Genomic DNA, 23,163 nt, shown 5'->3' with positions numbered 1-23,163 from the left:
CGCGCCCCCCGCCCCCCCCCCCCCAGCACGCGGGCCGGCCGTTGCGGGGGGGGTGGGGCTATCGGGAGCGTTGTATCCGAACAACGTGCCTGCGGGGGGCCGGCCCGCCCCCCCGCCGCCCCCCCCGCCACACGCAGATCAGTTCCATGGGGGAATCTTCGATGAGCGAACGCATCCGTCTGCGCCGGTCCGCGGCCGCCCTGCTGGTGGCCGCCGTCACCACCGGGTCGGCGCTGCTGCTGACCGCCTGCGACCCGGAGGGCGGCGACAGCCCGGCGACCACCGCCGCGCCCAGCAAGGCCGCCGACAGCCCGGCCGCGGACGCCCCGAGCGCCGGCGCCGAGGGTTCGTCCGCGCCCGCCGCGGGGGGCAAGCTGAACAAGACCGCCGGCACCAAGCTGACCGTCAGCACCGGCACCAACACCGTGCTGATGGACGGCAAGGCCGTCGACTTCGGCACCGTCGTCCGCGACCTGGCCTGGTCCCCCGACGGCAAGCACGCCGCGTTCGTCGACGGCAGCGGCAACCTGGAGATCTCCGACCCGGACGGCGGCCACAAGACCGTGGTCGCCAAGGCCCCGTCGGGCACCACCTGGTCCCACCCGACCTGGCAGGTCTACGGCCCGGACGAGCCGCACGGCGCCGGCACCTTCCTGCTGTTCACCGCCGACGACAAGAAGGCACTGCGGCTGCTGTCCGTCGAGGCCAAGGCCAACGCCAAGCCGGAGCCGCTGCGCGTCGGCGACAGCGAGGACCAGAAGCCCCTCCCCGACACCGGGAACCTGTGGCCGAACTCGGCCGGCCAGGCGGGCATGACGGTGTACGCCAACAAGAACGACAACCAGGTGTACTACCACGACGTGCTGAGCCGCACCAATGGCGGCGTGCTCACCAAGGGTTCGCAGCCCGCGATCGCCGACGACGGCGAGCTGGTGTTCGTCCGCTCGTCGAACGGCCACAGCCACATCTTCGCCGTGGCGAAGGAGCAGGGCTCCAAGGAGGTCGACCTGACCCCGGACGCCACCGCCGACTACACCCAGCCGGTGATCTCGCACGACGGCAAGAACGTGGCGTTCCGCGGCCCGGACGGCATCTACACCGTGTCCGTCAAGGGCGGAAAGGCCGAGAAGGTCACCGACACGGTCGGCCTGCCCGCCTACCGCGGCTGACCTTCCCACTTCAACTCCTCCTGCAGATGCGGGAGTTGCTCGTCGGCGACGTCGTACGGGAGCCACTCCACCGGGTCGATGAAGCGGAACAGCACCCGGCTCGGGGTGATCGCGAACTCGTAGTCCGCGAAGCCCACCACGGCGCCCAGCTCGCCCCGGGCGGCCCCGCGCACCACGTGCGCGGTCAGGTCGTCCGGGGCCTCCGCCCGGTCCGCCGTCACGTGGCGGCGGGCGTTCGGCCGCCCCAGGTACGGACAGACCATCGTGGCGTACAGCATGCACGCCCGGTGCCCGGGAGCCTCCATGGTCGGCGCCATGTTCCGGTACGGGAGCCCGGCCGCCAGCGCCTCGCCGATCGCGGCCGCCTCCTCCCCGCCGACCACCCGCCACACCGGCCCCTGCGGCATCAGCGTGTTGCACACCGAGCACAGCCGCTCCCGCGCACAGGCCGCGGACCGCTCGTGGTCGGTCAGCCCGAACTGCGGGGCGTCGCCCTCCCACGGGGTGATCGCGGGCACCGGATAGCCGCGCCCGTCCTGCGGACGGACGGCCACGGCGGGCGGCTTGGGCACGGAGTCGAAGCGCATGCCCCATCCCTATCACGCCCGACAAGTCAGCCGCGCGGCACCGCAAACTCGGTCAACTCGGCACTTCCCGGAACGAGTTGACTCCACTCCCCGGGCACCTCCAGAACCGCGATGCCGGCCGTGGAGAACTTCTCCCGCACCCGCCGCAACGGCTCGCTCTCCCGTTCCCCGGCCAGCTCCAGCACCAGCTCCTGCACCTCCGGCCGGTGCCCGACCAGCAGCACCGTCCGCACCATCGGCGGCAACTCCCGCACCAGCCCGAGCAGTTCGTCCGCACCCGCCCGGTACGCCCGCGGCTCCAGGACGAGTTCGGGCGTACCGCCGAGGGCCGGCTCCGCCAACTCCCAGGTCTGCCGCGTCCGCACCGCCGTCGAGCACAGCACCCGGTCCGGCACCGGCGCGTGCGCGGCCAGCCAGCGCCCGGCCGCCGCCGCGTCGGCCCGGCCGCGCTCGGCCAGCGGACGCAACTCGTCCGGGACGTCCGGCCAGTCCGCCTTGGCGTGCCGTAGCACGATCAACCGCCGCTGTTGGGTCATCCCCCCAGTGTGGCCCGCCCACCGGCGGTGTGTTGCGGGACGCGCCGCCGAACCGCGGCTGCCAGGATGGGAGCCCCGACCACCTGGAGCCCGCCATGGCCGTCACCGTGCACCTCGCCCAGCAGGACGACGCCGACGCCCTGCTCGGCCGCAGCCCGCTCGCCGCGCTCACGGGCATGCTGCTGGACCAGCAGGTCCCCATGGAGAAGGCGTTCAGCGGCCCCTGGGTGATCGCCCGGCGGATGGGCGCGGACGACCTGGACGCGCACGCCATCGCCGCCGCCGACCCGGAGGCGTTCGCCGCGCTGTTCGCCGAGAAGCCTGCCGTGCACCGCTACCCCGGCTCGATGGCCAAGCGCGTCCAGCAGCTCTGCGCCCACCTGGTCGAGCACTACGACGGCGACGCCGAGGCGGTCTGGCGCGACGCCCCCACCGGCAAGGACCTGCTGGCCCGCCTGAAGGACCTGCCCGGCTTCGGCGCCCAGAAGGCGCAGATCTTCCTCGCCCTGCTCGGCAAGCAGTACGGCGTCCGCCCGCCCGGCTGGCGCGAGGCGGCCGGCGCGTACGGCGAGGAGGGCAGCCACCGCTCGGTCGCCGACATCACCGGCCCCGAGTCGCTGCTGAAGGTCCGCGCCACCAAGCAGGAGGCCAAGCGCGCAGCGAAGGCCGCCAAGAGCTGATACCGGCCAAAAACCGGACGACACGCCCGGGCGGCGTCGGCTAGCGTCTGGCCCATGCGTGCCCTGAGCGAGCCCGAGATCCGTGCGTCCTTCGTCAACTGCTCGAAGGGCGAGGCCAAGCGCCTGCCCGTCCCGCGCGAACTGGCCGAACAGCGCTGGGACGACCTGGACTTCCTCGGCTGGCGCGACCTCGGCGCGCCCGACCGGGCGTACCTGGTCTCCGAACTCGACGGAGACCTGGTCGGTGTCACGCTCCGCTCCCCGAACGTCCGGCGCAGCCTCACCCGCACCAACGTCTGCTCGCTCTGCATCACCGCCCACCAGGGCAGCGGGGTCTCGCTGCTGACGGCGCCCCGGGCCGGCGTCCGCGGCCGCGAGGGCAACTCGGTCGGCACCTACATCTGCGCCGACCTGGCCTGCTCGCTGTACGTCCGCGGCATCCGCCGCCCGGCGACGGTCAGCCGCCCGGACGAATCCCTCCCACTGGAGGACCAGATCGCCCGGACGGTCACCAACCTGGAGGCCTTCCTCCGCCAGATCCTGGCCTGACGGCCCGTCACGACCCGGACTTGTACTCCACGGTGAGCAGCGCCCGGCCCAGCGCGTGCGCGGTCAGCGCGAAGCCGACCTGCGCCGCGGGGGTGTCGCGGTCCACGCCGAGGCGCTCCACGTCCAGGGCGTGCACCACGAACACGTAGCGGTGCGCCGGCCCGGGCGGCGGCGCCGCGCCGTCGTACCGGTGGCCGGGGAAGTCGGTGCGGACGTGGAACGCCCCGCCGGGCAGCGTGCCGTCCTCCGCGCCCGCCCCGCGCGGCAGTTCGGTGGTGTCGACCGGCAGGTCGACGGCCAGCCAGTGCCACCAGCCGGCCCCGGTCGGCGCGTCCGGGTCGTAGCAGGTCACCGCGAACGACCGGGTGCCCGCCGGGAAGCCCTGCCAGGACAGCTGCGGCGAGAGGTTCCCCGCCGCGTACACGTGCGCGTCCGGCATGGTCGCCCCGTTCACCAGGTCCGCGCTGTGCAGCTCGAACCTCGGCACCGGCGGCAGGAAGTCGTACGGAAGCGGGATGCGGCCGGTCATCGGCGTCCTCTCTCAGCTGTGCGGGGTACGGCGGGCAGTCTACGGAGCGTCAGCCGCGACCCCGCGACTCGACGGCCGCGCCGAGCACCGTGTCGGTCCGGCCGAGGTCGAAGACCAGGTCGAAGTGGTTGCGGCCGCCGATCAGCAGCTCGCGCACCGGCACCCCGGCGTCCCGGGCGGCGTGCGCGAACTCGGCCTGCTGGCGGGCGAACTCGCCGGTCTCGTACTCGCCGAGCGCCACCACCAGCGGCGGCAGCGCCGACAGGTCCGCGAACAGCGGGCTGAGCCGGCGGGCCCGCTCGGCGTCCAGGCCGAGCGGCTCGTTGATGTAGCTGAGCGCCACCGGCTCCAGGTCGTACACCCCGCTGAGCAGCGCCGCCCCGGCGATCCGCCCGCGCAACCGCCCGTCCAGCAGCGCGGTGGCCGCCAGGTGCGCGCCGGCCGAACTGCCGCTGAGCACGATCCGCTCCGGGTCCACGCCCAGCTCGGCGGCGTGCTCGACCAGCCACACCACCGCCTCGGTGACCTGCCCGGCGATCTGCTCCACCGTCCAGGCCGGCGCCAGCCCGTAGCCGACGGCGGCGTACGCGGTGCCCCGGGCGACGAAGTCCAGCGCGGGGAAGAGCGAGTCCTCCTTGCCGAGCTCCTGCCAGTAGCCGCCGTGCACGAAGACGTGCAGCGGCGCGCCCGGCAGCGCGGGGAAGAAGTCGATCAGCTCCGGCCCGTCCGCCCCGTACCGCAGCTCCCGGTGCCCGGGCACCTCCCGCAGGGCCCGCCCGCTCTCCCGGGCGTACGCGGCGAGTTCCGCGTCGAAGTCCGCCACCCGGCTGCTCGGCGAGTACTCCCGATCGAGTTCCTGCTGGTCGAAGCCCCGGTAGACCGCCACCCCTGCCACTCCCCTCACCCAACCAGGTATAGACCAATACGGGAGGCCCCGGTTAGCGTGGTCACTCCCCGTACTTCCTTCTCCGGAGTTGCCCCGTGGAGACGTCCGTCCTCGCCTTCGCCACCGACCTGCTCGACGAAGGGGCCGACACCTTCTTCGGCAACCTTACCGACCGGGCCGGCGTCGGAGGAGTCACGCTGGCCTCCGTCTACCACGCCGCCCGCGACGTCTTCCCGCACAACCCGCACCGCGTGGTCCGCTACCTCGAACCCGGCGCCGCCTACTTCCGCCCCGACCCCGCCCGCTGGGCCGGCCGCCGCCTCGCCCCGCTGCCCTCCACCGCGATCGGCGACCGCGACCCGTTCGCCGAGGCCGCCGAGGAGACCCGCCGCCGCGGCCTCAAGCTGCACGCCTGGACGGTCTTCTGCCACAACGACCGGCTCGGCTTCACCCACCCCGACTGCGCCCCCGCCAACGCCTTCGGCGACCGCCACCTCACCGAGCTCTGCCCCGCCAACCCCGAGGTCCGCGCGTACTGCCACACCCTGGTGGAGGAACTCGCCCGCTACGGCGTGGACGCGATCCGCGCCGAGTCGCTGCACTTCCACGGCCTGGCCCACGGCTACCACCACGAGCGCTACTTCGAGCAGCTCGGCCCCGTCACCGAAGCCCTGCTGTCGATCTGCTTCTGCCCGCACTGCCTGGCCGCCGCCACCGCCGCGGGCATCCCCGCCGAGCACGTCCGCGACACCGTCCGCACCGAACTGCGCGCCCGCCTCGCCGACGAGACCCGCGCCCTCACGCCCGTTCCGCTCGACGAACTCGCCGACGGCGCCCTCGCCGCCTACGTCGACGCGAGCGCCCGCACCGTCACCACGCTCGCCGCCGAACTCGCCGCCACCGCCGCCGCCCACGGCATGCGCCTCACCTTCATGGACGGCGGCGGCCCCGGCACCGGCTGGCTCTCCGGCATCGACCTCCCCGCCCTGGCCGGCGCCGCCCACCAGATCGAGACCCTCGGCTACGCCAAAACCCCCGAGGCCGTCCGCGAGAAGGTCGCCGCCTTCGCCCTGCACGGCGTCCGCCCCCAGGACATGGCCGTCATCCTCCGCCCGATGTCCTCCGACTGCGACAGCCCCGCCAACCTCGCCGCCAAGATCACCACCCTGCGCGAACTCGGCGTCCCCGAGGTCGAGTTCTACAACTACGGCCTGATGCGGCTCGGCTCGCTCGACCGGATCGGAGCCGCACTGCGCTGAGCGCCCGAAGGGGAAAGTCACGCAGCGTTGGTCCCGCTTGCTGCGCCCGCCATGCCCCAAACGGTAGGCTTTCCGTGTGATCTTCAAGCGCATCGGTAACGGGCGGCCGTACCCGGATCACGGCCGGACCAGCACCCGCCAGTGGGCGGACGTCGCGCCGCGTCCGGTGCGGCTCGACCAGTTGGTGACCACCAAGGGCCAGTTGGACCTGGAAACCCTCCTCGCGGAGGACTCCACCTTCTACGGGGACCTCTTCGCCCACGTGGTGAAGTGGCGCGGTGACCTCTACCTGGAGGACGGGCTGCACCGTGCTGTGCGGGCCGCGCTCCAGCAGCGGCAGGTTCTGCACGCCCGGGTCCTCGAAATGGACTGACGCACCGCCACCCGCCGTCGGCTGCAACCGATGGTCGGTGTCGGTACGTCCTTTCGAGTGCCGTCGCCCCCCGGATGATGATCATCCAGTACCTGTGCCGCTGTTGTCGGATTAATCTGCTGCTGACGACCGCGGTTCACGCGGCCTTTTTCCACGGCCGCACCGCGGTCACCGGCACCCCACCCTGGCACCTATGGGGAGACAGACCATGAGCATGTTGACTCCCCGGGGGTTGAAGGGGAAGCAGTACCGGGTCACCGGCAACAGTTACCCCCGTCTCGGGCGTCCCCCGCGTCGCGGCCGCAAGGTCGTCATCGCCGTCGGCGGCGTCCTCGCCCTCGGCCTGGTCTCGGTCGGCGGCGTCCAGCTCTACGACGTCTTCACCGGCAAGAACAAGAACGCCGCCGCGCAGGCCTGCGCCTCGCCGTCCGGCAAGCCGCTGGCCGCCCCGGAGGGCTCCCCGTCCGCCGCGGAACCGGCCTCCCCCGGGGCCGCCCCGAGCAACACCGCCGTCCCGCAGCCCGGGAACGTCACGGTCAACGTCTACAACGCCACCGACAAGTCCGGCCTCGCGGCCCGGACCGCCGACGAACTGAAGAAGCGCGGCTTCCAGGTCGGCAAGGTCGGCAACGCGCCGTCCGCGCTGGACAAGAAGGTCACCGGCACCGCCCAGGTGCTGAGCGGCCCCGGCGGACTGGGCGCGGCCACCCTGCTGGTCTCCCAGGTCGCCTCCGGCACCAGCACCCAGGACGACCGCGCCGACGCCACCGTCGACTTCGTCATCGGCGACGCCTTCACCGCCCTCGCCGACCCGAACCAGGCCTCGGCCACCCTGGCCGAACTCACCAAGCCCTCGCCGAGCCCCGAGTCCGGCCACTGCTAGGGCCTGTCCGACGCAGAACACAGCGATCCGGCCGGAGACGGAAGCCCGTCTCCGGCCGGATCGCCGTCCGTCGAGCGGGCGGAATCAGCCGGCGGTGCCGTACAGGCGGTCGCCCGCGTCGCCCAGGCCCGGGACGATGTAGCCGTTCTCGTTGAGGCGCTCGTCCACGGCGGCGGTCACCACGGTGACGGGCTGGCCGGCCAGCTCGCGCTCCATCACGGCGACGCCCTCGGGCGAGACGAGCAGCACCACGGCGGTGACGTCGGTCGCCCCGCGGTCGAGCAGCATCCGGATCGCCGCGACCAGCGTGCCGCCGGTGGCGAGCATCGGGTCGAGGACGTAGACCTGCCGGCCCGAGAGGTCGTCCGGCATCCGGGTCGCGTACGTGGAGGCCTCCAGGGTCTCCTCGTTGCGGACCATGCCGAGGAAGCCGACCTCGGCGGTGGGCAGCAGCCGGGTCATGCCGTCGAGCATGCCGAGGCCGGCCCGCAGGATCGGCACCACCAGCGGGCGCGGGTAGGACAGCCGGGTGCCCTGGGTGACGGCGACCGGGGTGGTGATCTCGACCGTTTCGGTCCGGACGTCCCTGGTCGCCTCGTACGCGAGCAGGGTCACCAGCTCGTCGGTGAGCCGCCGGAAGGTCGGCGAGTCCGTGCGCTCGTCGCGCAGGGTGGACAGCTTGTGGGCGACCAGCGGGTGGTCGACGACGTGGAGACGCATGACAACGACGATAACGGCCGTCGGCACATCTGTACGACTTCGCCCGTTCCGTGACGACCCGCCGTGACCAGCCCGGAGACCTGTGGAAATCGCCGATTCCCGGGCACCGCTGTGGTATCGGCGGGTGACATCTGGGAAAGTCGGAACCTATGAAGAGCAACCCGACGCGGGCATCGACCGCCGGCGCGGGCGGGTCCGGCTCGACAGACGAGTCCCGTCCGGAGTCAGAGAACGTCGAAAAGACCGACGCGGAGACCGAGGAAGAAACCGCCGCGGAACGGCGCAGGCGCCGGGCCGTGTTCCTCCGCGAACTGGCCGAGGCCCGCGAACTGCGCGCCCGGGTGCAGCCCAGACGCACCAAGGAACGCCGGATGCGCGAGGCCCTGCGGATGAGAACCTTCCGGACCTGAGCCGTCCGAGGGCCGCGCCCCGCACCGCGGTCGCGCCCCACGCGCCCCCGTCCGCCCCCCGCCCGGGGGCGTTCGAGGGGCATGATCCACGCCTGGAGCGGCCGGAGACCGGCCATTCCGACACGACCTGCGAAGACGCGCTGCCGAACACCCCCCGCAGCGGCGGGCTTTCTGTCACGATGCGGTGGGACGGTCCGAACAGCGGACCGCCCCTCTGGCGCGGGGGCGGCCGGACCGCACCCGCCCGAGATCGCCGACAGCCGAGACCAATCTTGGGAGTGTCCCTGGTGGCGTACTTCGCTGCAGTGCTTGCTCGCACCGGTGCCGGGTGGGATGTGAGCGAGACCGAACTCGACGACGTAGAGACCCTGGCCGACCTGACCGACCTGGCCCGCGCGACGGCCGAGGACGACGACACGGTGCTGGTCTTCATCGAGCAGGAGGACGCCTGGTTCGCCGTCCTGCGGATCGACGGTGAGGACGACCCGCGGATCTTCGTCTCCGACGCGGCCGCCGCGGCGCGCAGTTCGTACGGCTCGGTGCTCACCGACGAGCTGATCGAACAGGACGGGGAGGCCGACTTCGACGACCTGGACGGCCTGGTGGCCGAACTCGACGAGGACGCCGACGCGAGCGACGAGGCCGACGACGCGGACGAGGACGACGAGCCGGCCGGCGGACCGGGCGCGACGCCGGTCGGGCCGATCGGCGACTCCGAACTGCTGAGCGAGTTCGGCCTCGGCCAGGCCGCGCTGCTGGAGCTCGCGGGCGAGGGCGCGGCGCCGGGCGACGCGCTCGGCGAGATCGCCGAGGCCCTCGGCTGCGGCGAGATCCTGGAGGCCGTTCGGTAGCGGTGGTCCCGGTGTCCGACACTGGGTCCATGCAGTCCGTTCCCCTCCCCGCCGGCACCCTGGGCGACCGGCCGCGGATCGCCCCGCTGCCCGCCCCCGAACGCCCCGATCCGGTCCGCGACCGGTGGCGCGACCTGATGCGCCTCGCCATCGACGAGGCGGCACTGGCCACCGCCACCGACGACGTCCCGGTCGGGGCGTTCGTCCTCGGGCCGGACGGGTCGGTGCTGGGCCGCGGCCACAACGTCCGCGAGGCCGTCGGAGACCCCACCGGGCACGCCGAGGTGGTGGCGATCCGTCAGGCGGCGAACGCCGTCGGCGAGTGGCGGCTGAGCGGCTGCACCCTGGTGGTGACGCTGGAGCCGTGCACCATGTGCGCGGGCGCGATCGTGCTGTCCCGGCTGGACCGGGTGGTCTACGGCGCCCTCGACCCGAAGGCCGGCGCGGCCGGCTCGCTCTTCGACGTCCTGCGCGACAACCGGCTCAACCACCGCCCCGAGGTGATCCCGGGCGTGCTCGCCGAGGAGTGCACCGCCCAACTGCGAGCATTCTTCGACACCCAGCGCTGACCACCGCGCCGATCTCCCGCCCGAAACGGATTTCGTCCGTCCCCGCCGATCCGGTAGAGTTCCCCTCGGTAGCGTGTCCGAGCGGCCAAAGGAGCACGCCTCGAAAGCGTGTGTGGGGGCAACTCCACCGTGGGTTCGAATCCCACCGCTACCGCTTGTTGAAGGGCCCCGACCTCAGGTCGGGGCCCTTCTCCGTTTCCGGGTGCGGCGTTTCCGGGTGCGGCGCGGGTCAGCCGCGGCGGCGGGCCCAGCGGAGGGTGAGCAGGCCGACCACGCCCAGTCCGGCGGAGAGCAGCAGCGGCAGCACCGGGGATCCGTCACCACCGGTCTTGGGCAGCTCGCCCGGCCGGCCCGGGTGCTCGGACGGGTGCTCGGACGGCGGCTCCGAGGGGTGCTTGGAGTGCGACGGCGACGGGCTGGGGGTCGGCCCCTCGCCCCGGACGACGATCTCCTCCTCGGCCGGCGGCGAGGTGACGGTCCGTTCCGGCGCGGTGCCGGTGGCATGCGCGGTGTTGTGGACCGTTCCGGCGTCGGCGTCGGCCTCGGTGACGGTGTACGACCCGGTGCAGGTGGTGGCCGCGCCGGGCGTGTCGAACGGGGCCAGCGTGGTGGACTCGCACTGCACCCCGGTCAGCCGGTCGTCGCGCACGGCGAGGTCGGAGACCTCCTGGTCGGTGGTGTTGGTGACGGTGTAGGTGTAGGTCGCGGTCTCGCCGACCCGGTAGACCCGGTCGTCGTCGACGCGCTTCTCCAGCAGCAGGCCGTAGGTGTCGTTCAGCGGCAGCGTGTGCTCGGCCTCCGGCGAGGCGACCGGCCCGCTGTCCGAGTCGCCGTCGGCGACCGCGACGTTGGTGAGGTAGCCGCGCCGCACGTCCTCGGCGGTGACGGTGTACGAGCCGGTGCAGGTGACCGTCTCGCCCACGGCCAGCGTGCCGGTCGGGCAGCTGACGGCGCCGACCACCGGGTCGCTGACCACCAGGTCGCGGATCTCGATGTCGCCCGCGTTGGTGACCACGAACTGGTAGGGCAGCACGGTGCCGGCGGTGACCGGGTCGGGCAGCGGCGTCGTCCGGTCGATCTGCTTGACCAGGTCCAGCCGGGGCAGCGGGTTCACGCTGCGGGCGACGACGTTGCGCAACAGGTGCACGTCGGTGAAGTCGCCGGTGGACGAGGCGAAGCCGAACTTGTAGGTGGCGGGCACCGGTTGGGGCGCGGGAGTGCTGAGCACCCGGACCGGGCCGGAACCGAAGTCGACGTCCACCTCGACCTGCGGGTCGGGGGTGGGCGTGACGGTGACGGTGACGGTGCGCCGGCTGGGCACCAGCGCGAGCTCGGCCTGCGCCGGGGTGATGCCGGGCGGCAGGTCGGCGGCGGTGGTGGGGCCCTGCAGCTCGCCGGGCAGGGTGGAGGGCCACGGGCCGGTGGTGGTGGTGTTGCTGGTGGTCGCGGCGAGGTAGCAGTACCCGGTGGTGTCCTCGCCGGGCCCACGCAGGGTGATCATGTTGGGCCCGGGCGCGGGCACGTGGAAGCCGGTGCCGGCCGGGGAGCGCTCGCCGGGCGGGCAGCCGTTGCCGCGGCGCTCCCAGTCGCCGAAGTAGTTGCCGAGCACGTCGAGCCCGACGCCGAGGTAGCCGCCCTCGACGCCCGGCAGGAACGGGTTGGCGGGGTTGTCGTCGGGCAGCTTCTGGGCGTACCCCAGGCTGCCGCCGTACGCGCCGGGCCGGCTCAGCGGGGCGGCGCCGTCGACCAGGAAGAACGAGATGCCGTCGGCGGGGCGCGGCTCGGCGGGGTCGCCGCCGTACTGCCACTGCTCGAACGAGACCTGCATGCCCTCGTGGGCGGGCAGCGGCCGCTCGTACAGCACGGCGGCGGTGCGGTCGTGGCCGGCGTCGGTCATCCGCAGGTACCCGTGCGGGGCGGCGTTGTTCGGCGGCACGGGGCCGGTCCCGGCGTCGGGGCAGCCGGGCAGCGGGTGCGGGTTTCCGACCGGGGGCGGGGCGGTCGGGGCGCCGGTCAGGCAGGCGCCCTGGGTGGCGACGAACGCCGGGTCGGCGGTCGCGCCGGTGAACGTTTCGGACACCAGCAGGGTGCCGGAGCCGGCCCGGGGCACGGTCGGCGTGGCGGCGGCCGGCGGCAGCGCGGCCGGAGCGAGGACGGCCAGGGCGCAGACCGCCCCCGCCAGGAGTCTGCGGCCGGCCCCGACCGGCCGATGGGTGGTCAGCACTTCTCGTTCCGCCTTCCTGCGGCGCTCCGCCGGGCCACTGCCCCGCCGCGGACGCGCGCGGTCTGCTGTCGACGCCTCGCAGTCGACCCGTCCGAACGCGGCATCGATGCTCGGACACGCGAGCGACCACCGGTAAGTACCCGCCCGGTCCAGCCGCCGGGGGCCTTCGGAGTGGAAACCCGGGCTGCCCGGTTTCCCCCGGGCACCGCACTGGGCGCCCATTTCCGGTTGCCCGGGGCGCAGTTGAGGGGATGATGCCCGCATGGGGAGTACGAGGTGGCGCTGGTTGGTGTGGGTCGGGGCCGGGATCTCCGTGGTGGGACTGGCGTTCTTCCTGTGGGGAGAGGGCCTGGACCGGGCGAATCAATGGGCGGGCGTGCTGGGCCTGTTCGTCGGGCTGGCGGGCCTGGTGCTGTCGGTGACGGGTGGCATCCGCGGCCGCGGCGGCGGCCAGTCCGCGGACGGCGCGGCCGCCGGCGGCTCGGTGCGGATGGTGCGCAACGTGAAGGGCGACGTGGTCATCGGCGGCTCCCCCACCCCCGGGGCCGTTCCCGACGCCGCCACAACTCCCGTCACCGACACGGCGGATGACGGTCAGTCGGCGCGCGGCGTCCGCGCGGGCGGCGACGTGAACCTGGTGGACGGGGTGGAGGGGTCGGTCCGGTTCGGCGAGCAGCAGCCGTGAGCGGCTTCTGGCGCCGGCTGTTCGGCGCCGAGGGCGCCGCGAGCGGCGGCGGCCAGTCCGCCGAACACGCCACCGCCGGTCGTGACCTGACCATGATCCAGCACGCCCGGAGCGTGCAGATCACCGTGGGCACCCCACCCCCGCCCCCGGGCGACCTGGACGCGGCCCGCCGCCGCCACGCGGTGCGGCTGCGCGAGCGCTACCACCGACTCGACCTGGAGGTGCTGACCCCGCTGTCCGAGCAGGACGAGCACCCGGCGGTGCACCTGCGCGAGGTCTTCGTCCCGCAGCTGGTCCGGGCCGACCCGCCGCCGGTGGAACTCCCCCGCGAGCTGCTGAAACGGCTGACCGAGACCGGCGAACTCGACCCGGGCCGGCTGCCGCCCGGCGTGGAGCGCGAGACCGTCCGCCGGGTGCGGGAGGCCTACCGCCGCCGCCCGGCGGTGCCGGTGCTGCCGATGCTGGCCGGCCCGGACGGCCACCGCGCCGTGCTGCTCGGCGACCCCGGCTCCGGGAAGTCCACCCTGGCCCGGTTCCTCGGCCTGACGCTGACCGAACCGCTGGTCCACCCCGGCGCGGCCGTCCCCGAGGAGGTCGCCGCGCTCGCCGGCCGGCTGCCGCTGATCGTCGAACTGCGCCGCTACGCCGACCCGGAGTGGCGGGAGCGGACCTTCGAGGACTTCCTCGCCCACCTGCACGGCACCGAGGGCCTCGGCCTGCCCGCCGACCTGCTCGACCGCCAGCTGACCGAGCACCCCGCAGCCACCCTGGTGGTCTTCGACGGCCTCGACGAACTGTTCGACCCGCAGGTCCGGGAGACCGCGAGCCGACGGATCGCCGCGTTCGCCGCCCGCTACCCGCAGGTGCGGGTGCTGGTGACGTCCCGCGTCATCGGCTACCGGCGCGAACCGCTGGACGCCGCCGGGTTCGGCCACTACATGCTGCAGGACCTCGACGACCGGCAGATCGACACCTTCGCCACCCTCTGGTACGCCACCGCCTGCCCCAACGACCCCGTGGAGGCGCAACGGCTGCGCCGCCGGGTGACGGCCGCGGTGGCGTCCTCCGCGCCCGTGCGGGAGCTGGCCGGAAACCCGCTGATCCTGACCATCCTGGCGATCATCGGCCGTCGCCGGGAACTGCCCCGGGACCGCCGCACCGTGTACGAGCACGCGGTGGCCGTGCTGGTCGAGCACTGGGACCCGAGCAAGTACCTGCAGGACCGGCGGGTGGACGGCGGCATGCCGTACCTGGCGTCCGAGGACCGCCTGGAGCTGCTGCGACTGGTCGCCCGGCGCATGCAGGAGGGCGGCGACGGCATCGCCGGCAACCACATCCCCGGGCGGGTGCTGCTGGCGTCCTTCGAGGGCTACCTGCGGGAGCGCTACGAACTGCCCGCCGACCGGGCGGCGCCGGTCGCGCGGGCGATGCTCCAGCAGTTCCGGGAGCGGAACTTCATCCTGAGCCGCTTCGGCGGCGAGGTGTACGGCTTCGTCCACCGCGCGTTCCTGGAGTACCTGGCGGCGTCCGACATCGCCTACCGCTTCAACCGGGAACGGTCGCTGACCGAGGAACAGCTGCTGGAGGGCGTCTTCGCGGCCCGCTGGCGGGACCCGGCCTGGCGCGAAGTGCTGCTCCTGCTCGCGGGCGAACTCGACGAACGCTTCGTCGGCGAGGCCGTCACCCGCCTCCTCGCGGCCGCGCCCGCCCTGCCCGCGGCGGGCGACCCGGCACCGGAGTGGCTGGTGCTGGCGGTGCGCTGCCTGGGCGAGGTCCGCAAGCTCGGCCTGGTGACGGCGCAGAGCGAGGCGGTGGTGGACGCCTTGGTGGCGCTGTTCGAGGCGTACGCCGCGGAGGGCTCGACGGTGCTGTCCGGCGACACCGTCGAGGCGCTGGACGGGCTGCGACCGGTGCTGACCGGGCTCGGCCCGCACTGGGTCGGCCGGGAGCGGTTCCTGCGCTGGTACCTGGTGTACGGGCACCACGCGCAGCGCGAGTCCCCGCTGCTGGCGGTGGGCGCGGTGACGGCCCGGCTGGCCTGCGCGCTGCTGCTGAACGACCCGCGCGGCCCGGCGGTGCTGCGGGCCTGGGCCGAGCACGGCTGGTCGCCGGCGCAGCGGGCGGCGGCGTTCGCGGCGCTCGCCGACGGCTGGGCGGGCGACCGGCAGGTGGGGGCGTTCGTGCGCCGCCGCATCGAGGAGGACCCCGACCCGCTCACCCAGGAGGCGGCGGTGGCGGCGCTCGCCGACGGCTGGGCGGGCGAGGCCGCCGGCGGGGCGTTCCTGCGCGCCCGGGTGGCGGGCGCGCGGGGCGAGAACCGGCTGAACGAGATGCTGGCGCTCGGCAAGGGCTGGGCGAACGACGGCCCCGCGCAGCAGCTGCTGCGGGAGATCGCGGCGGCCGACGTGCACCCGGAGCTGCGCGGCCTCGCGGTGTTCGCGCTGACCGTGAACGAGCGGGTCGGCGGCCCGCTCGCGGAGTTCCTGCGCGACCGGGTCCGCACCGACCGGGACCCGGGCGTGCGCGGCCTGGCCCTGCAGGCGATCTGTCTGCAACCGGCCGAGGACCCGCGCAACGCCTCGTTCCTGCGGCTGCTCGCCGGGGCCGACAAGGACCCGCGGGTGCGGATGGCGGCGCTGGCCGGGCTGGCCCGCGGCTGGGCGGGCGACCCGGAGGTCGCCGAGTTCCTGCGCCAGCGCGTCGCCGAGGACCCGGACCCGATCGTGCGCCGCCGCACGCTCGCCGTACTGGCCCACCGCTGGGCGGGCGACCGGCAGGTCGCCGACCAGCTGCGCGGCTTCGTCGCCGGCGACGGACTGCCCGAGGTGCGGGCCTTCGCGCTGACCCTGCTCGGCCAGGGCTGGGCGGGCGACCGGGAGGTCGCGGAGTTCCTGTTCGAACGCGCCCGGGCCGCCGACGGGCACGGCCGCGCCCAGGCCACCGGCGAACTCGCCGCGCACTTCGCCGACGACCCGGAACTCGACGCCTTCGTCCGCCACGAGGCCGTGCACTCCCCCGACCCGCTGGTGCGCGGCGCGGTGCTGACCGCCCTGGCGGACCGCCGCGCGCCGAGCGCGCAGGCCCGCGCCCTGTTCCTGGAACGCGCGGTGTCCGACCCCGACCCGCGCACCCGGGACCTGGCGCTGGCCGCCGTGGTCCGCTGCTACGACGGCGAGGACCGCGCCGGCCTGCTGCTGCTCGCCCGCGCCGCACACCTGCGGGACGCGGCCGTCCGGCTGTCCGTGCTGCGGGCGCTGCTGGCGCACCGGCCGGACGACCCGGCGGTACGGGCGCTGCTGCGCGAACGGGCGGTCGCCGACACGTCGGCGCCGATCCGGGCGATCGCCCTGCACGCCCTGGCCCGCCACCGCACGGCCCGCCCGGCCGGGCTGCTGCGCGAACGCGCCGTCGCGGACGCCGACCCGCTGCCGCGCCGGGTGGCGCTGCGGGCCCTGGCGGCCGAACCGGACGTGACGGAGTTCCTGCGCCTGCGGGCGGTCGCGGACGGCGACGAGGAGACCCGGATCGCGGCGCTGCGGGCCCTGGCGTTCGCCTTCCCCGGCCCGGAGACGCTGGAGTTGCTGGCCGCCCGGGCGCGCGCCGAACGGCTGCCGTCGGTGGCGGTCGAGGCCGCCCGGCTCGGCGAGGCGCTGCGCTCCACGGTCACGCCGTGGACGGCGGACGGCTCCGCACTCCCAGGCGGTTGACCACCGTGCCTCGGGAGTGCGGAGCCGGAACGAACCTCTCGGTCCGCGGTGGGGGCGGCAGCTCCGGGGGGACGAGCTGCCGCCCCGGGCGGAGGTCCCACAACCGGGTCCGCGTCGGGGGGAAGCCGCGGTGCCCGGTCCCACAGCGGGGACCTCCGGATCGCCGTACCGGGGATTCCTGCCAGATCCTCGGTACATGAACCATCCTGCCGTGCCGCCGCGAGGGGCACACCCGGAGAAAGCCCTGTCCGCGCAGGACCTTCGTCCTGGCAGGTGAACAAGGCCCTCACCCGTTGCGCCGTCCGGTGGATAAGCTGCGGGTGGCAGGGCCGTGCGGGGAGAGGACGGCGGCCCGACTCAGGGAGGCAGGCCCGTTCGATGGCTCAGGCGAAGAAGGTGGCCATGTGGATTCTGGTCATCTTCGTCATCTACACGATCATCACCTCGCCGGTGCGCGCCGCCGAGCTGGTGCAGTCCGGCTTCGTCGGGATCTCGGACGCGGCCAAGGCGGTCGGCTCCTTCATGACCGGACTGGTGCGCTGAGGCCGGGCCGACCTGCCCTGTAGCGTTTGCGGGGTTCGTCCTTCGGGGGCGCTCCCCCGCGGGGGCGTGCCCTCCTGATCCGCGAGGAGCGGCATCGTGATCCGGCACCTGGTCCTGTTCAAGCTCAACGACGGCATCGCCAAGGACGACCCGAGGGCCCTGGCGGGTGCGAAGGCGTTCGCCGAGCTGGGCGCGATCGTCCCCGAGCTGCGCGCGTGGGAGTGCGGCTGGAACACCACCGAGCGGGACATCGCGTACGACTATGCGATCAACAGCCTGGTCGAGGACCGCGACGCGCTGGCCGCCTACCTCGGCCACCCGGCCCACCAGGCCGCCGCCGGCCAGTGGCGCGCCTTCGCCACCTGGGTGATCGCCGACATCGAGGTCTGAGCACCCGACACCCCCGCCGTACACGCACGACCACCGCGACCCCCGGCCTGCCCAGCAGGCCGGGGGTCGCGGCGCGCTCCGCCGAATGCTGGACAGGCCGTCAACACGCCTCCGTCGGGTGCTTGCCCGGCCACAGAGCGACTTGTGATGCTATGACCGGTTTTGCCGGAAATTTTGGCGAGGTGATTCACGAGGGAGGGGTGACGTGTCCGTGCGGATGCAGGGCAGCAGTGCGCCGGAGGACCGGGCCGAGGAGCTGACGGACCCGGTCGAACTGGCCGCCCGCCGCCCCGGCGCGCGCGGCACGATCGACGTCCGAACCCTCACCCGGGTGCTGTTCGAACGGCTCACCGAACTGCCGGCCGACACCCCCGAACGCGCCCGGGTCCGGGCCGCCCTGATCGAGATCAACATCCCGCTGGTCCGCTACGCCGCCACCCGCTTCCGCAGCCGCAGCGAACCCATGGAGGACATCGTCCAGGTCGGCACCATCGGCCTGATCAACGCCATCGACCGCTTCGACCCCACCCGCGGCGTCCAGTTCCCCACCTACGCCCTGCCCACCATCCTCGGCGAGATCAAGCGCTACTTCCGCGACAACGTCCGCACCATGCACGTCCCGCGCCGGCTCCAGGAGCTGTGGGTCCAGGTCAGCGGCGCCATGGAAGAACTGACGGTCACCCACGGCCGGGTCCCGAAAGTCCCCGAGATCGCCGCCAACCTGCGCATCCCCGAGGAGGACGTCCGGGCCTGCCTGGACGCCGGCCGCGCCTACAACGCCGCCTCGCTCGAAGCCGCCCAGGAACACGAGGGCGGACTCGCCCTGCTCGACCGGCTCGGCTACGAGGACTCCGCCCTCACCGACGTCGAACACCGCGACATGGTCCGCCACCTGCTGGTCCAACTCCCCGAACGGGAACGGCGGATCATCATGCTGCGGTTCTTCGCCAACCTCACCCAGTCGCAGATCTCCACCGAACTCGGCATGTCCCAGATGCACGTCTCCCGACTGCTGTCCCGGATCCTCACCCGGCTGCGCACCGGAAACTCCTGGGAGGAGTGAGCCGCCTGTTCGGGTTTGCCGGGCCCGGTGATCCGGTATTGAGCAGGAGGACACGTCAGTCGGGAACCGCCGTACCGCGGCACCCGTTCGACAGGCAGTCACTAGGGGGTGGGCGCGTGTTGACAGAACAGGGCAGTGCGGTCATCGAGTCCGTCGTCGTACCGATCCCGGCCCAGGCCGGACCCGCCGAGGCCCCCGACCGGGCCCTCGACACCCGTACGCTGTCCCGATCGCTGTTCCGCAGACTGGCCGCGGTGGAGCCCGGCAGCGCCGAGCACGGCTACGTGCGCGACACCCTGATCGAGCTCAACCTGCCGCTGGTCCGGTACGCGTCCGCGCGTTTCCGCAGCCGCAACGAGCCGATGGAGGACATCGTCCAGGTCGGCACCATCGGCCTGATCAAAGCCATCGACCGCTTCGACCCGGACCGCGGCGTCGAGTTCCCCACCTTCGCCATGCCCACCGTGGTCGGCGAGATCAAGCGCTTCTTCCGCGACACCAGCTGGTCGGTGCGCGTCCCCCGCCGCCTCCAGGAGCTCCGGCTCGCCCTCACCAAGGCCGGCGACGAACTCTCCCAGCGGCTCGACCGCTCCCCCACCGTCCCCGAACTCGCCGTCTACCTCGGCGTCTCCGAGGACGACGTGGTCGAGGGCCTCGCCGTCGGCAACGCCTACACCGCCAGCTCCCTCGACTCCAGCCCCAGCGAGGACGACGGCGGCGACGGCCCGCTCGCCGACCGCCTCGGCTACGAGGACCTCGCCCTCGAAGGCGTCGAGTACCGCGAGTCGCTGAAGCCCCTGCTGGCCAAACTCCCGCCCCGCGAACGCCGCATCATCATGCTGCGCTTCTTCGGCAACCTGACGCAGTCCCAGATCGGCGAGGAGATCGGCATCTCCCAGATGCACGTCTCCCGCCTGCTCACCAAGACCCTCGCCCACCTCCGCGCAGGCCTGACGGCCGAGTAGTCCGGGCTCCCTAAAGAGTGCACACGGCCCGGAGATTCGAGAGGTGTTCGCCCGTCAGGCCCAGGCCGTCCTGCCAGAAATCCTCGAAGGTGGGCCAGCCGCGGGCGAGTTCCTCGAAGGCCGCGTCCAGATACATCGTCTCGGCGCGGGCCAGGGGCCGCACCAACGGGTCGACCCGGGAAATCCGCGTCGCGGCGCGCTCGTTGGTGAGCAGGTAGTCGGCGAGGACGGCTTCCCGGTCCACGCCCAGGGCGGTGAGCAGCAGGGCGGCCGTCCAGCCGGTGCGGTCCTTGCCGGCGGTGCAGTGGAAGAGGACCGGCGCGCCGTCGGCCTCGGCGATCAGGCGCAGCACGGTGGCGAAGCGGGAACGTGCCAGGGCGTCGGTGACGAACCAGCGGTACATCGACGTCATCATCGCGGCGCCCCGGCCGTCGCCGAGCACGGCGTGCATCGCGTCCGGCTCGCCGCTCCCGAGCGCCCGCCGCAGGTCGACGTACAGGTCGAAGTCGGCGGAGAAGACCGGCAGGTGGTGCAGGGCCGGGCCGAACCCGTCCGGCGAGGGCACGCTGAGGGCCGCGGCGGCGTCCACCGGGAGCACCGCCGTCGGCAGGCCCGGGACCAGGTCGGCGCCCAGGTGGCGCACCTCGTCCAGGCTGCGCAGGTCGACGACGTGCCGAAGGCCGAGCGCGCCGAGCAGTTCGCGGTCGCGCTCGCCGAGGCGGCTCAGCGCCTCGGTGCGCAGCATCAGGCCCGGACGGACGGTACGGCCGTCCGCAGTGCGGTAGCCGCCCAGGTCGCGGGCGTTGACGGCGGCCGCCAGGCCGAGGCTGCGGGCGGTCTCGACGGACGGCGCGGACACGGGGCCTCCTGGCGGACTGCGACGGTTGCCGCCAGTGTAGGCGCGCCGACCCGCGGGACCGCCCGGAGTGTCCGGCCGGCCCCGACAGGGCGGATGCCGTGCGTTACTTGACGGCCAGCCAGATCACACCGACCACGACCGCCAGGGCCACGATGGCCCCGACGACGATCATCGGGGTGCGGCTCGACGAGGAGCTGCTGCTGCCGTAGGTGGTGACGGTGCCCGGGGCCTGTGCGGCCGGGGCCTCGTCGACGAACGCCCGGAACATCTGGGTGGAGCCGGCGGGGTCGTAGTCGTTGTCAGCCATGGAACGGGACTCTAGCCAACGCCGACACCCCGCCGACACCCCGGACCCCACTGCGCGCCCACTCTGCACGGAGCCCTCACCTCGGACGACGCCCGCATGAACAACCGGTCGCAGCGGAACCGAGCAGGACCCGAACGGGTTGCCCCCGAACATGACGTCGACTGACGCCCCCGGGTGACATCCCGCGCCCCGGCCGGCCGGCCCGTCAGGGACGGCCGAAGAAGTCCGGGTAGTAGCCGCTGTTCAGATGGGAGACCCGCACGTCCTTGCCGGGCCGGGGAGCCTCCACGTACGTCCCGTCGCCGAGGTAGATCGCCACGTGGTGGATGCCGGAGACCCGGCCGTTGCTGGACCAGAAGATCAGGTCGCCGCGCTTCAGCTGCTTCGCGGTGATCGGGGTGCTGGCCCGGTACTGGTCGTCGGCCACCCGCGGGGTCGACACCCCGGCCCGGCGGAACGCCTGCTGGACCAGGCCCGAACAGTCGAAGCCGTTCGGCCCGTTGCCGCCCCACACATAGGGCTTGCCGACCTGCGCCAGCGCGTACGCCACCGCCGCCTCGGTGCCGCTCGACGCGGGCTTCGACGACGAGGAAGACGACGAGGAAGAGGACGAGGACGAGCCGCCCCCGCCGGTGCGGGAGACGTACACGTCGTAGTGGCTGGTGTAACGCCACTCGCCGGCCGCGTTCTTGAACCAGTAGACCTTGCCGTCCCAGCCCTGCCGGATGCCCCCCGAGGAGCCGGAACCCTGCGACTGCGACTGCCCCTTGGAGCCGCCGGTGCGCTCCTGGTAGACGCTCTGCCACTTGGTGTAGCGCCACTCGCCGGCCGCGTTCTTGAACCAGTAGACGTGACCGTCCCAGCCGGGGCCGGACGGTGCGGGCATGGCGTGCGCGGTGCTCGCGCCCAGGCCCAGGCCGACGGCTCCCGCGCCGGCCAGCACGGTGGTGGCCAGACAGGTCGAGCGCACGGCGCGGTGTATTCGGCCCGCCCGCTCGGCGGCCCTCGACCCGGTGGCCTTCGAGTCGGCGGCCTTCGAGTCGGCGGCGGACCGGGCGCACTGCGGGCAGCGGCAGAGCGCCGCACCGTCGGATTCGGCGAAGCCCAGCAGCGGGCCCTCCGACCAGTCGGGGAGATCAGCGGGATCGGTGGATATCGAGGCGAGCGTCGGCTTCACGCGGGCTTCCCTTCCTTGCGGCTCGGCCGGACGGCCGGAGCGGGCACCGAGGCGGTCACCCCGGCCGGGGCGACGAACGCGACCAGCAGCTGCTCCATCAGGGCGCTGCGCGCGCTGTCGTCCAACTCGTGGGCGGTGGCGCGCTCCAGGCGGCGCACCGCGAGCGCCGCGGCCTCCACCGCGTCGTCCACCAGGACGGTCCGCAGCCCGGCGTCCAGGTCGGCCAGTCGGCGGCGGCGCATCGACTCGGCGACCTCCGGCGCGTAGTCCAGGGCCAGCGGCTGCACCGAGTACACCTCGATGCCCGCCGGGGCGGTCTCCGCCGCCAGCGCCCTGGTCAGCTCGTCGGCGAACCACTGGCCGTCGCGCAGCGCGGGCCCCGGGGCGGAGTTGGAGTCGCACGGCAGAGCGGAGGCAGTTCGGGTGAGAACGGCCTGCACCTGCTCGCGCAGATACGTTTCATGTTCGGCGATGCCCAGGGTGACCCGCGCGGTGTCCTTGACCCGCCACACGATCAACACCCGCACCAGCAGCGGCGTGCCCGTCCGGTCGGTGACGTGCACCGGCTCGCTGCGCCAGTGCCGCAGCCGGACGTCCACCCGGCGGCGGCGCACCATCGGGTTCACCCACAGCAGGCCGGTGCGGCGCACCGTGCCCCGGTAGCGGCCCCAGCGGGTCAGCACCCGGGTCTCGCCGCCCGGATTGGAGAGCAGCCCGGCCAGCGACACCAGCATCGCCAGGCCGATCGCGCTGACCGCGGCGATCGTCCGGTCGTCCATCCGGCCGCCGTCGGCCTTCGCGGCCGCGTTGCGGACGTCCGGCAGGCCGGCCAGGTGCGGGATCGCCCCCGCCCTGGCCAGCACCAGCAGCACGCCGGCGGTGCCGAGCAGCAGCGCCAGCAGCGGCAGCCAGCCCGGCAGCGCGAACGCCGGACGCTCGCGCAGCGACTGGTCGGCGCGCGGCGGCCGCCGGTGGGTGGTGGCGTCCGAGACCGTCGGGTGGGCCGCGCCGCCCCCGGCCGGGGCGGCCGGATCGACGGCCGGGAGCTGCTGGGTCGGCTCGTTCCGGTCGGACTGCTCCGGAGCCGGTGCGGGTGCGGGTGCGGGTGCGGGTGCGGGTGCCTTGATCAGCGGGTCGGTCACCGCCTTGACCAGTTGGGTCGCGCCGACGGGGTCGGCGGGAGGCTCGGTGGGGGTGGGCCAGGAACGGGATCGCGGCGACGAGTCGCGGGTGACGTCCATG

The 23,163-nt window shown here is 73.8% G+C and carries 25 protein-coding genes and 1 tRNA gene; 16 read left to right on the top strand and 10 right to left on the bottom strand.

The window, feature by feature from the left end; translation table 11 throughout:
* The first annotated feature begins 161 nt into the window (after window positions 1-161).
* Window positions 162-1,169, top strand: a complete 1,008-nt coding sequence (locus ACFV4P_RS20665; RefSeq protein WP_380473088.1) for a hypothetical protein — start codon at window positions 162-164, stop codon at window positions 1,167-1,169.
* Here ACFV4P_RS20665 and ACFV4P_RS20660 read toward each other — a convergent pair.
* Both ACFV4P_RS20660 and ACFV4P_RS20655 read right to left on the bottom strand, forming a co-directional pair.
* Window positions 1,157-1,756, bottom strand: a complete 600-nt coding sequence (locus ACFV4P_RS20660; RefSeq protein WP_380473086.1) for a hypothetical protein — start codon at window positions 1,754-1,756, stop codon at window positions 1,157-1,159. The two genes, ACFV4P_RS20665 and ACFV4P_RS20660, sit on opposite strands and share 13 nt — an antisense overlap.
* Before the next feature lie 26 nt (window positions 1,757-1,782).
* Entirely contained in the window at window positions 1,783-2,292 is a 510-nt protein-coding gene (locus ACFV4P_RS20655) for a SixA phosphatase family protein (RefSeq protein ID WP_380473084.1), read from the bottom strand.
* A gap of 95 nt (window positions 2,293-2,387) precedes the next feature.
* On the opposite strand from ACFV4P_RS20655, the gene ACFV4P_RS20650 reads away from it, so the two are divergent.
* Window positions 2,388-2,972 (top strand): HhH-GPD-type base excision DNA repair protein, encoded by a 585-nt coding sequence (locus ACFV4P_RS20650; RefSeq protein WP_380473082.1) that lies wholly within the window; start codon window positions 2,388-2,390, stop codon window positions 2,970-2,972.
* A gap of 54 nt (window positions 2,973-3,026) precedes the next feature.
* On the top strand, window positions 3,027-3,521 hold the full coding sequence (locus tag ACFV4P_RS20645; protein WP_380473080.1) for an FBP domain-containing protein: 495 nt from the start codon (window positions 3,027-3,029) through the stop codon (window positions 3,519-3,521).
* Between the two features lie 7 nt (window positions 3,522-3,528).
* Here ACFV4P_RS20645 and ACFV4P_RS20640 read toward each other — a convergent pair whose 3' ends face one another.
* Together ACFV4P_RS20640 and ACFV4P_RS20635 are read right to left on the bottom strand one after the other, a co-directional pair.
* Complete coding sequence (locus ACFV4P_RS20640) at window positions 3,529-4,050, bottom strand: YbhB/YbcL family Raf kinase inhibitor-like protein (protein WP_380473078.1); 522 nt, start codon at window positions 4,048-4,050, stop codon at window positions 3,529-3,531.
* Between the two features lie 49 nt (window positions 4,051-4,099).
* Window positions 4,100-4,936, bottom strand: coding sequence for an alpha/beta hydrolase (locus tag ACFV4P_RS20635; protein ID WP_380473076.1), 837 nt, complete (start codon window positions 4,934-4,936; stop codon window positions 4,100-4,102).
* 95 nt (window positions 4,937-5,031) lie between these two features.
* Between ACFV4P_RS20635 and ACFV4P_RS20630 the strand changes: the two genes are divergently transcribed.
* The 3 genes from ACFV4P_RS20630 to ACFV4P_RS20620 all read left to right on the top strand — a co-directional run bounded on the left by ACFV4P_RS20630 (window position 5,032) and on the right by ACFV4P_RS20620 (window position 7,451).
* Window positions 5,032-6,195: a hypothetical protein gene (locus ACFV4P_RS20630; RefSeq protein WP_380473074.1), complete on the top strand. Its 1,164-nt coding sequence runs from the start codon at window positions 5,032-5,034 to the stop codon at window positions 6,193-6,195.
* A 76-nt stretch (window positions 6,196-6,271) separates the two neighbouring features.
* The gene (locus ACFV4P_RS20625; RefSeq protein WP_014136828.1) at window positions 6,272-6,568 is read left to right on the top strand and encodes a type II toxin-antitoxin system VapB family antitoxin; all 297 of its coding nucleotides are present in this window, start codon (window positions 6,272-6,274) and stop codon (window positions 6,566-6,568) included.
* A 208-nt stretch (window positions 6,569-6,776) separates the two neighbouring features.
* Window positions 6,777-7,451: a LytR C-terminal domain-containing protein gene (locus tag ACFV4P_RS20620; RefSeq protein WP_380473072.1), complete on the top strand. Its 675-nt coding sequence runs from the start codon at window positions 6,777-6,779 to the stop codon at window positions 7,449-7,451.
* Between the two features lie 84 nt (window positions 7,452-7,535).
* Here the strand turns inward: ACFV4P_RS20620 and upp are convergent, their stop codons facing one another.
* Window positions 7,536-8,171 (bottom strand): uracil phosphoribosyltransferase, encoded by a 636-nt coding sequence (gene upp, locus ACFV4P_RS20615; RefSeq protein ID WP_380473070.1) that lies wholly within the window; start codon window positions 8,169-8,171, stop codon window positions 7,536-7,538.
* A 149-nt stretch (window positions 8,172-8,320) separates the two neighbouring features.
* Here upp and ACFV4P_RS20610 point away from each other — a divergent pair, with 149 nt between their 5' ends.
* The 4 genes from ACFV4P_RS20610 to ACFV4P_RS20595 all read left to right on the top strand — a co-directional run bounded on the left by ACFV4P_RS20610 (window position 8,321) and on the right by ACFV4P_RS20595 (window position 10,155).
* The gene (locus ACFV4P_RS20610) at window positions 8,321-8,581 is read left to right on the top strand and encodes a hypothetical protein (RefSeq protein ID WP_380473068.1); all 261 of its coding nucleotides are present in this window, start codon (window positions 8,321-8,323) and stop codon (window positions 8,579-8,581) included.
* Between the two features lie 287 nt (window positions 8,582-8,868).
* Entirely contained in the window at window positions 8,869-9,432 is a 564-nt protein-coding gene (locus ACFV4P_RS20605) for a hypothetical protein (RefSeq protein WP_380473066.1), read from the top strand.
* Window positions 9,433-9,461: 29 nt separating this feature from the next.
* Window positions 9,462-10,001, top strand: coding sequence for a tRNA adenosine(34) deaminase TadA (tadA, locus tag ACFV4P_RS20600; protein WP_073808281.1), 540 nt, complete (start codon window positions 9,462-9,464; stop codon window positions 9,999-10,001).
* A gap of 67 nt (window positions 10,002-10,068) precedes the next feature.
* Window positions 10,069-10,155, top strand: a tRNA-Ser gene (locus ACFV4P_RS20595).
* Window positions 10,156-10,230: 75 nt separating this feature from the next.
* Here the strand turns inward: ACFV4P_RS20595 and ACFV4P_RS20590 are convergent.
* Complete coding sequence (locus tag ACFV4P_RS20590; RefSeq protein ID WP_380473064.1) at window positions 10,231-12,225, bottom strand: hypothetical protein; 1,995 nt, start codon at window positions 12,223-12,225, stop codon at window positions 10,231-10,233.
* A 262-nt stretch (window positions 12,226-12,487) separates the two neighbouring features.
* On the opposite strand from ACFV4P_RS20590, the gene ACFV4P_RS20585 reads away from it, so the two are divergent.
* The 6 genes from ACFV4P_RS20585 to ACFV4P_RS20560 all read left to right on the top strand — a co-directional run bounded on the left by ACFV4P_RS20585 (window position 12,488) and on the right by ACFV4P_RS20560 (window position 19,578).
* A complete protein-coding gene (locus ACFV4P_RS20585; protein ID WP_380473062.1) occupies window positions 12,488-12,910 on the top strand; it encodes a hypothetical protein in 423 nt (140 codons plus the stop codon).
* Entirely contained in the window at window positions 12,907-16,617 is a 3,711-nt protein-coding gene (locus ACFV4P_RS20580; protein ID WP_380473060.1) for a HEAT repeat domain-containing protein, read from the top strand. The genes ACFV4P_RS20585 and ACFV4P_RS20580 overlap by 4 nt, the downstream gene beginning before the upstream one ends.
* A 402-nt stretch (window positions 16,618-17,019) precedes the next feature.
* The gene (locus ACFV4P_RS20575; protein WP_198953198.1) at window positions 17,020-17,160 is read left to right on the top strand and encodes a hypothetical protein; all 141 of its coding nucleotides are present in this window, start codon (window positions 17,020-17,022) and stop codon (window positions 17,158-17,160) included.
* A 96-nt stretch (window positions 17,161-17,256) separates the two neighbouring features.
* Window positions 17,257-17,550, top strand: coding sequence for a Dabb family protein (locus ACFV4P_RS20570; RefSeq protein ID WP_380473058.1), 294 nt, complete (start codon window positions 17,257-17,259; stop codon window positions 17,548-17,550).
* 217 nt (window positions 17,551-17,767) lie between these two features.
* On the top strand, window positions 17,768-18,613 hold the full coding sequence (locus ACFV4P_RS20565; RefSeq protein ID WP_380473183.1) for an RNA polymerase sigma factor SigF: 846 nt from the start codon (window positions 17,768-17,770) through the stop codon (window positions 18,611-18,613).
* A 143-nt stretch (window positions 18,614-18,756) separates the two neighbouring features.
* On the top strand, window positions 18,757-19,578 hold the full coding sequence (locus ACFV4P_RS20560; RefSeq protein ID WP_241844225.1) for an RNA polymerase sigma factor SigF: 822 nt from the start codon (window positions 18,757-18,759) through the stop codon (window positions 19,576-19,578).
* Between the two features lie 10 nt (window positions 19,579-19,588).
* On the opposite strand, the gene ACFV4P_RS20555 is transcribed toward ACFV4P_RS20560, so the two are convergent.
* From ACFV4P_RS20555 to ACFV4P_RS20540, 4 genes are all read right to left on the bottom strand, one after another.
* Window positions 19,589-20,437 carry a tyrosine-protein phosphatase gene (locus ACFV4P_RS20555; protein ID WP_380473056.1) on the bottom strand — a complete coding sequence of 283 codons (849 nt, stop codon included), beginning with the start codon at window positions 20,435-20,437 and terminating at the stop codon, window positions 19,589-19,591.
* Between the two features lie 103 nt (window positions 20,438-20,540).
* Window positions 20,541-20,744 carry a hypothetical protein gene (locus tag ACFV4P_RS20550; protein WP_380473054.1) on the bottom strand — a complete coding sequence of 68 codons (204 nt, stop codon included), beginning with the start codon at window positions 20,742-20,744 and terminating at the stop codon, window positions 20,541-20,543.
* 205 nt (window positions 20,745-20,949) lie between these two features.
* The gene (locus ACFV4P_RS20545) at window positions 20,950-21,921 is read right to left on the bottom strand and encodes a C40 family peptidase (RefSeq protein ID WP_380473052.1); all 972 of its coding nucleotides are present in this window, start codon (window positions 21,919-21,921) and stop codon (window positions 20,950-20,952) included.
* The gene (locus ACFV4P_RS20540; protein ID WP_380473050.1) at window positions 21,918-23,162 is read right to left on the bottom strand and encodes an SPFH domain-containing protein; all 1,245 of its coding nucleotides are present in this window, start codon (window positions 23,160-23,162) and stop codon (window positions 21,918-21,920) included. Before ACFV4P_RS20540 ends, ACFV4P_RS20545 begins: the two co-directional genes overlap by 4 nt.
* Window position 23,163 lies beyond the last annotated feature (1 nt).

This window comes from Kitasatospora sp. NPDC059795 (assembly GCF_042732175.1).
Lineage (GTDB): Bacteria > Actinomycetota > Actinomycetes > Streptomycetales > Streptomycetaceae > Kitasatospora.
Note: the sequence above shows the minus strand (reverse complement) of the source record. Positions and strands in the feature narration are given on the sequence as shown.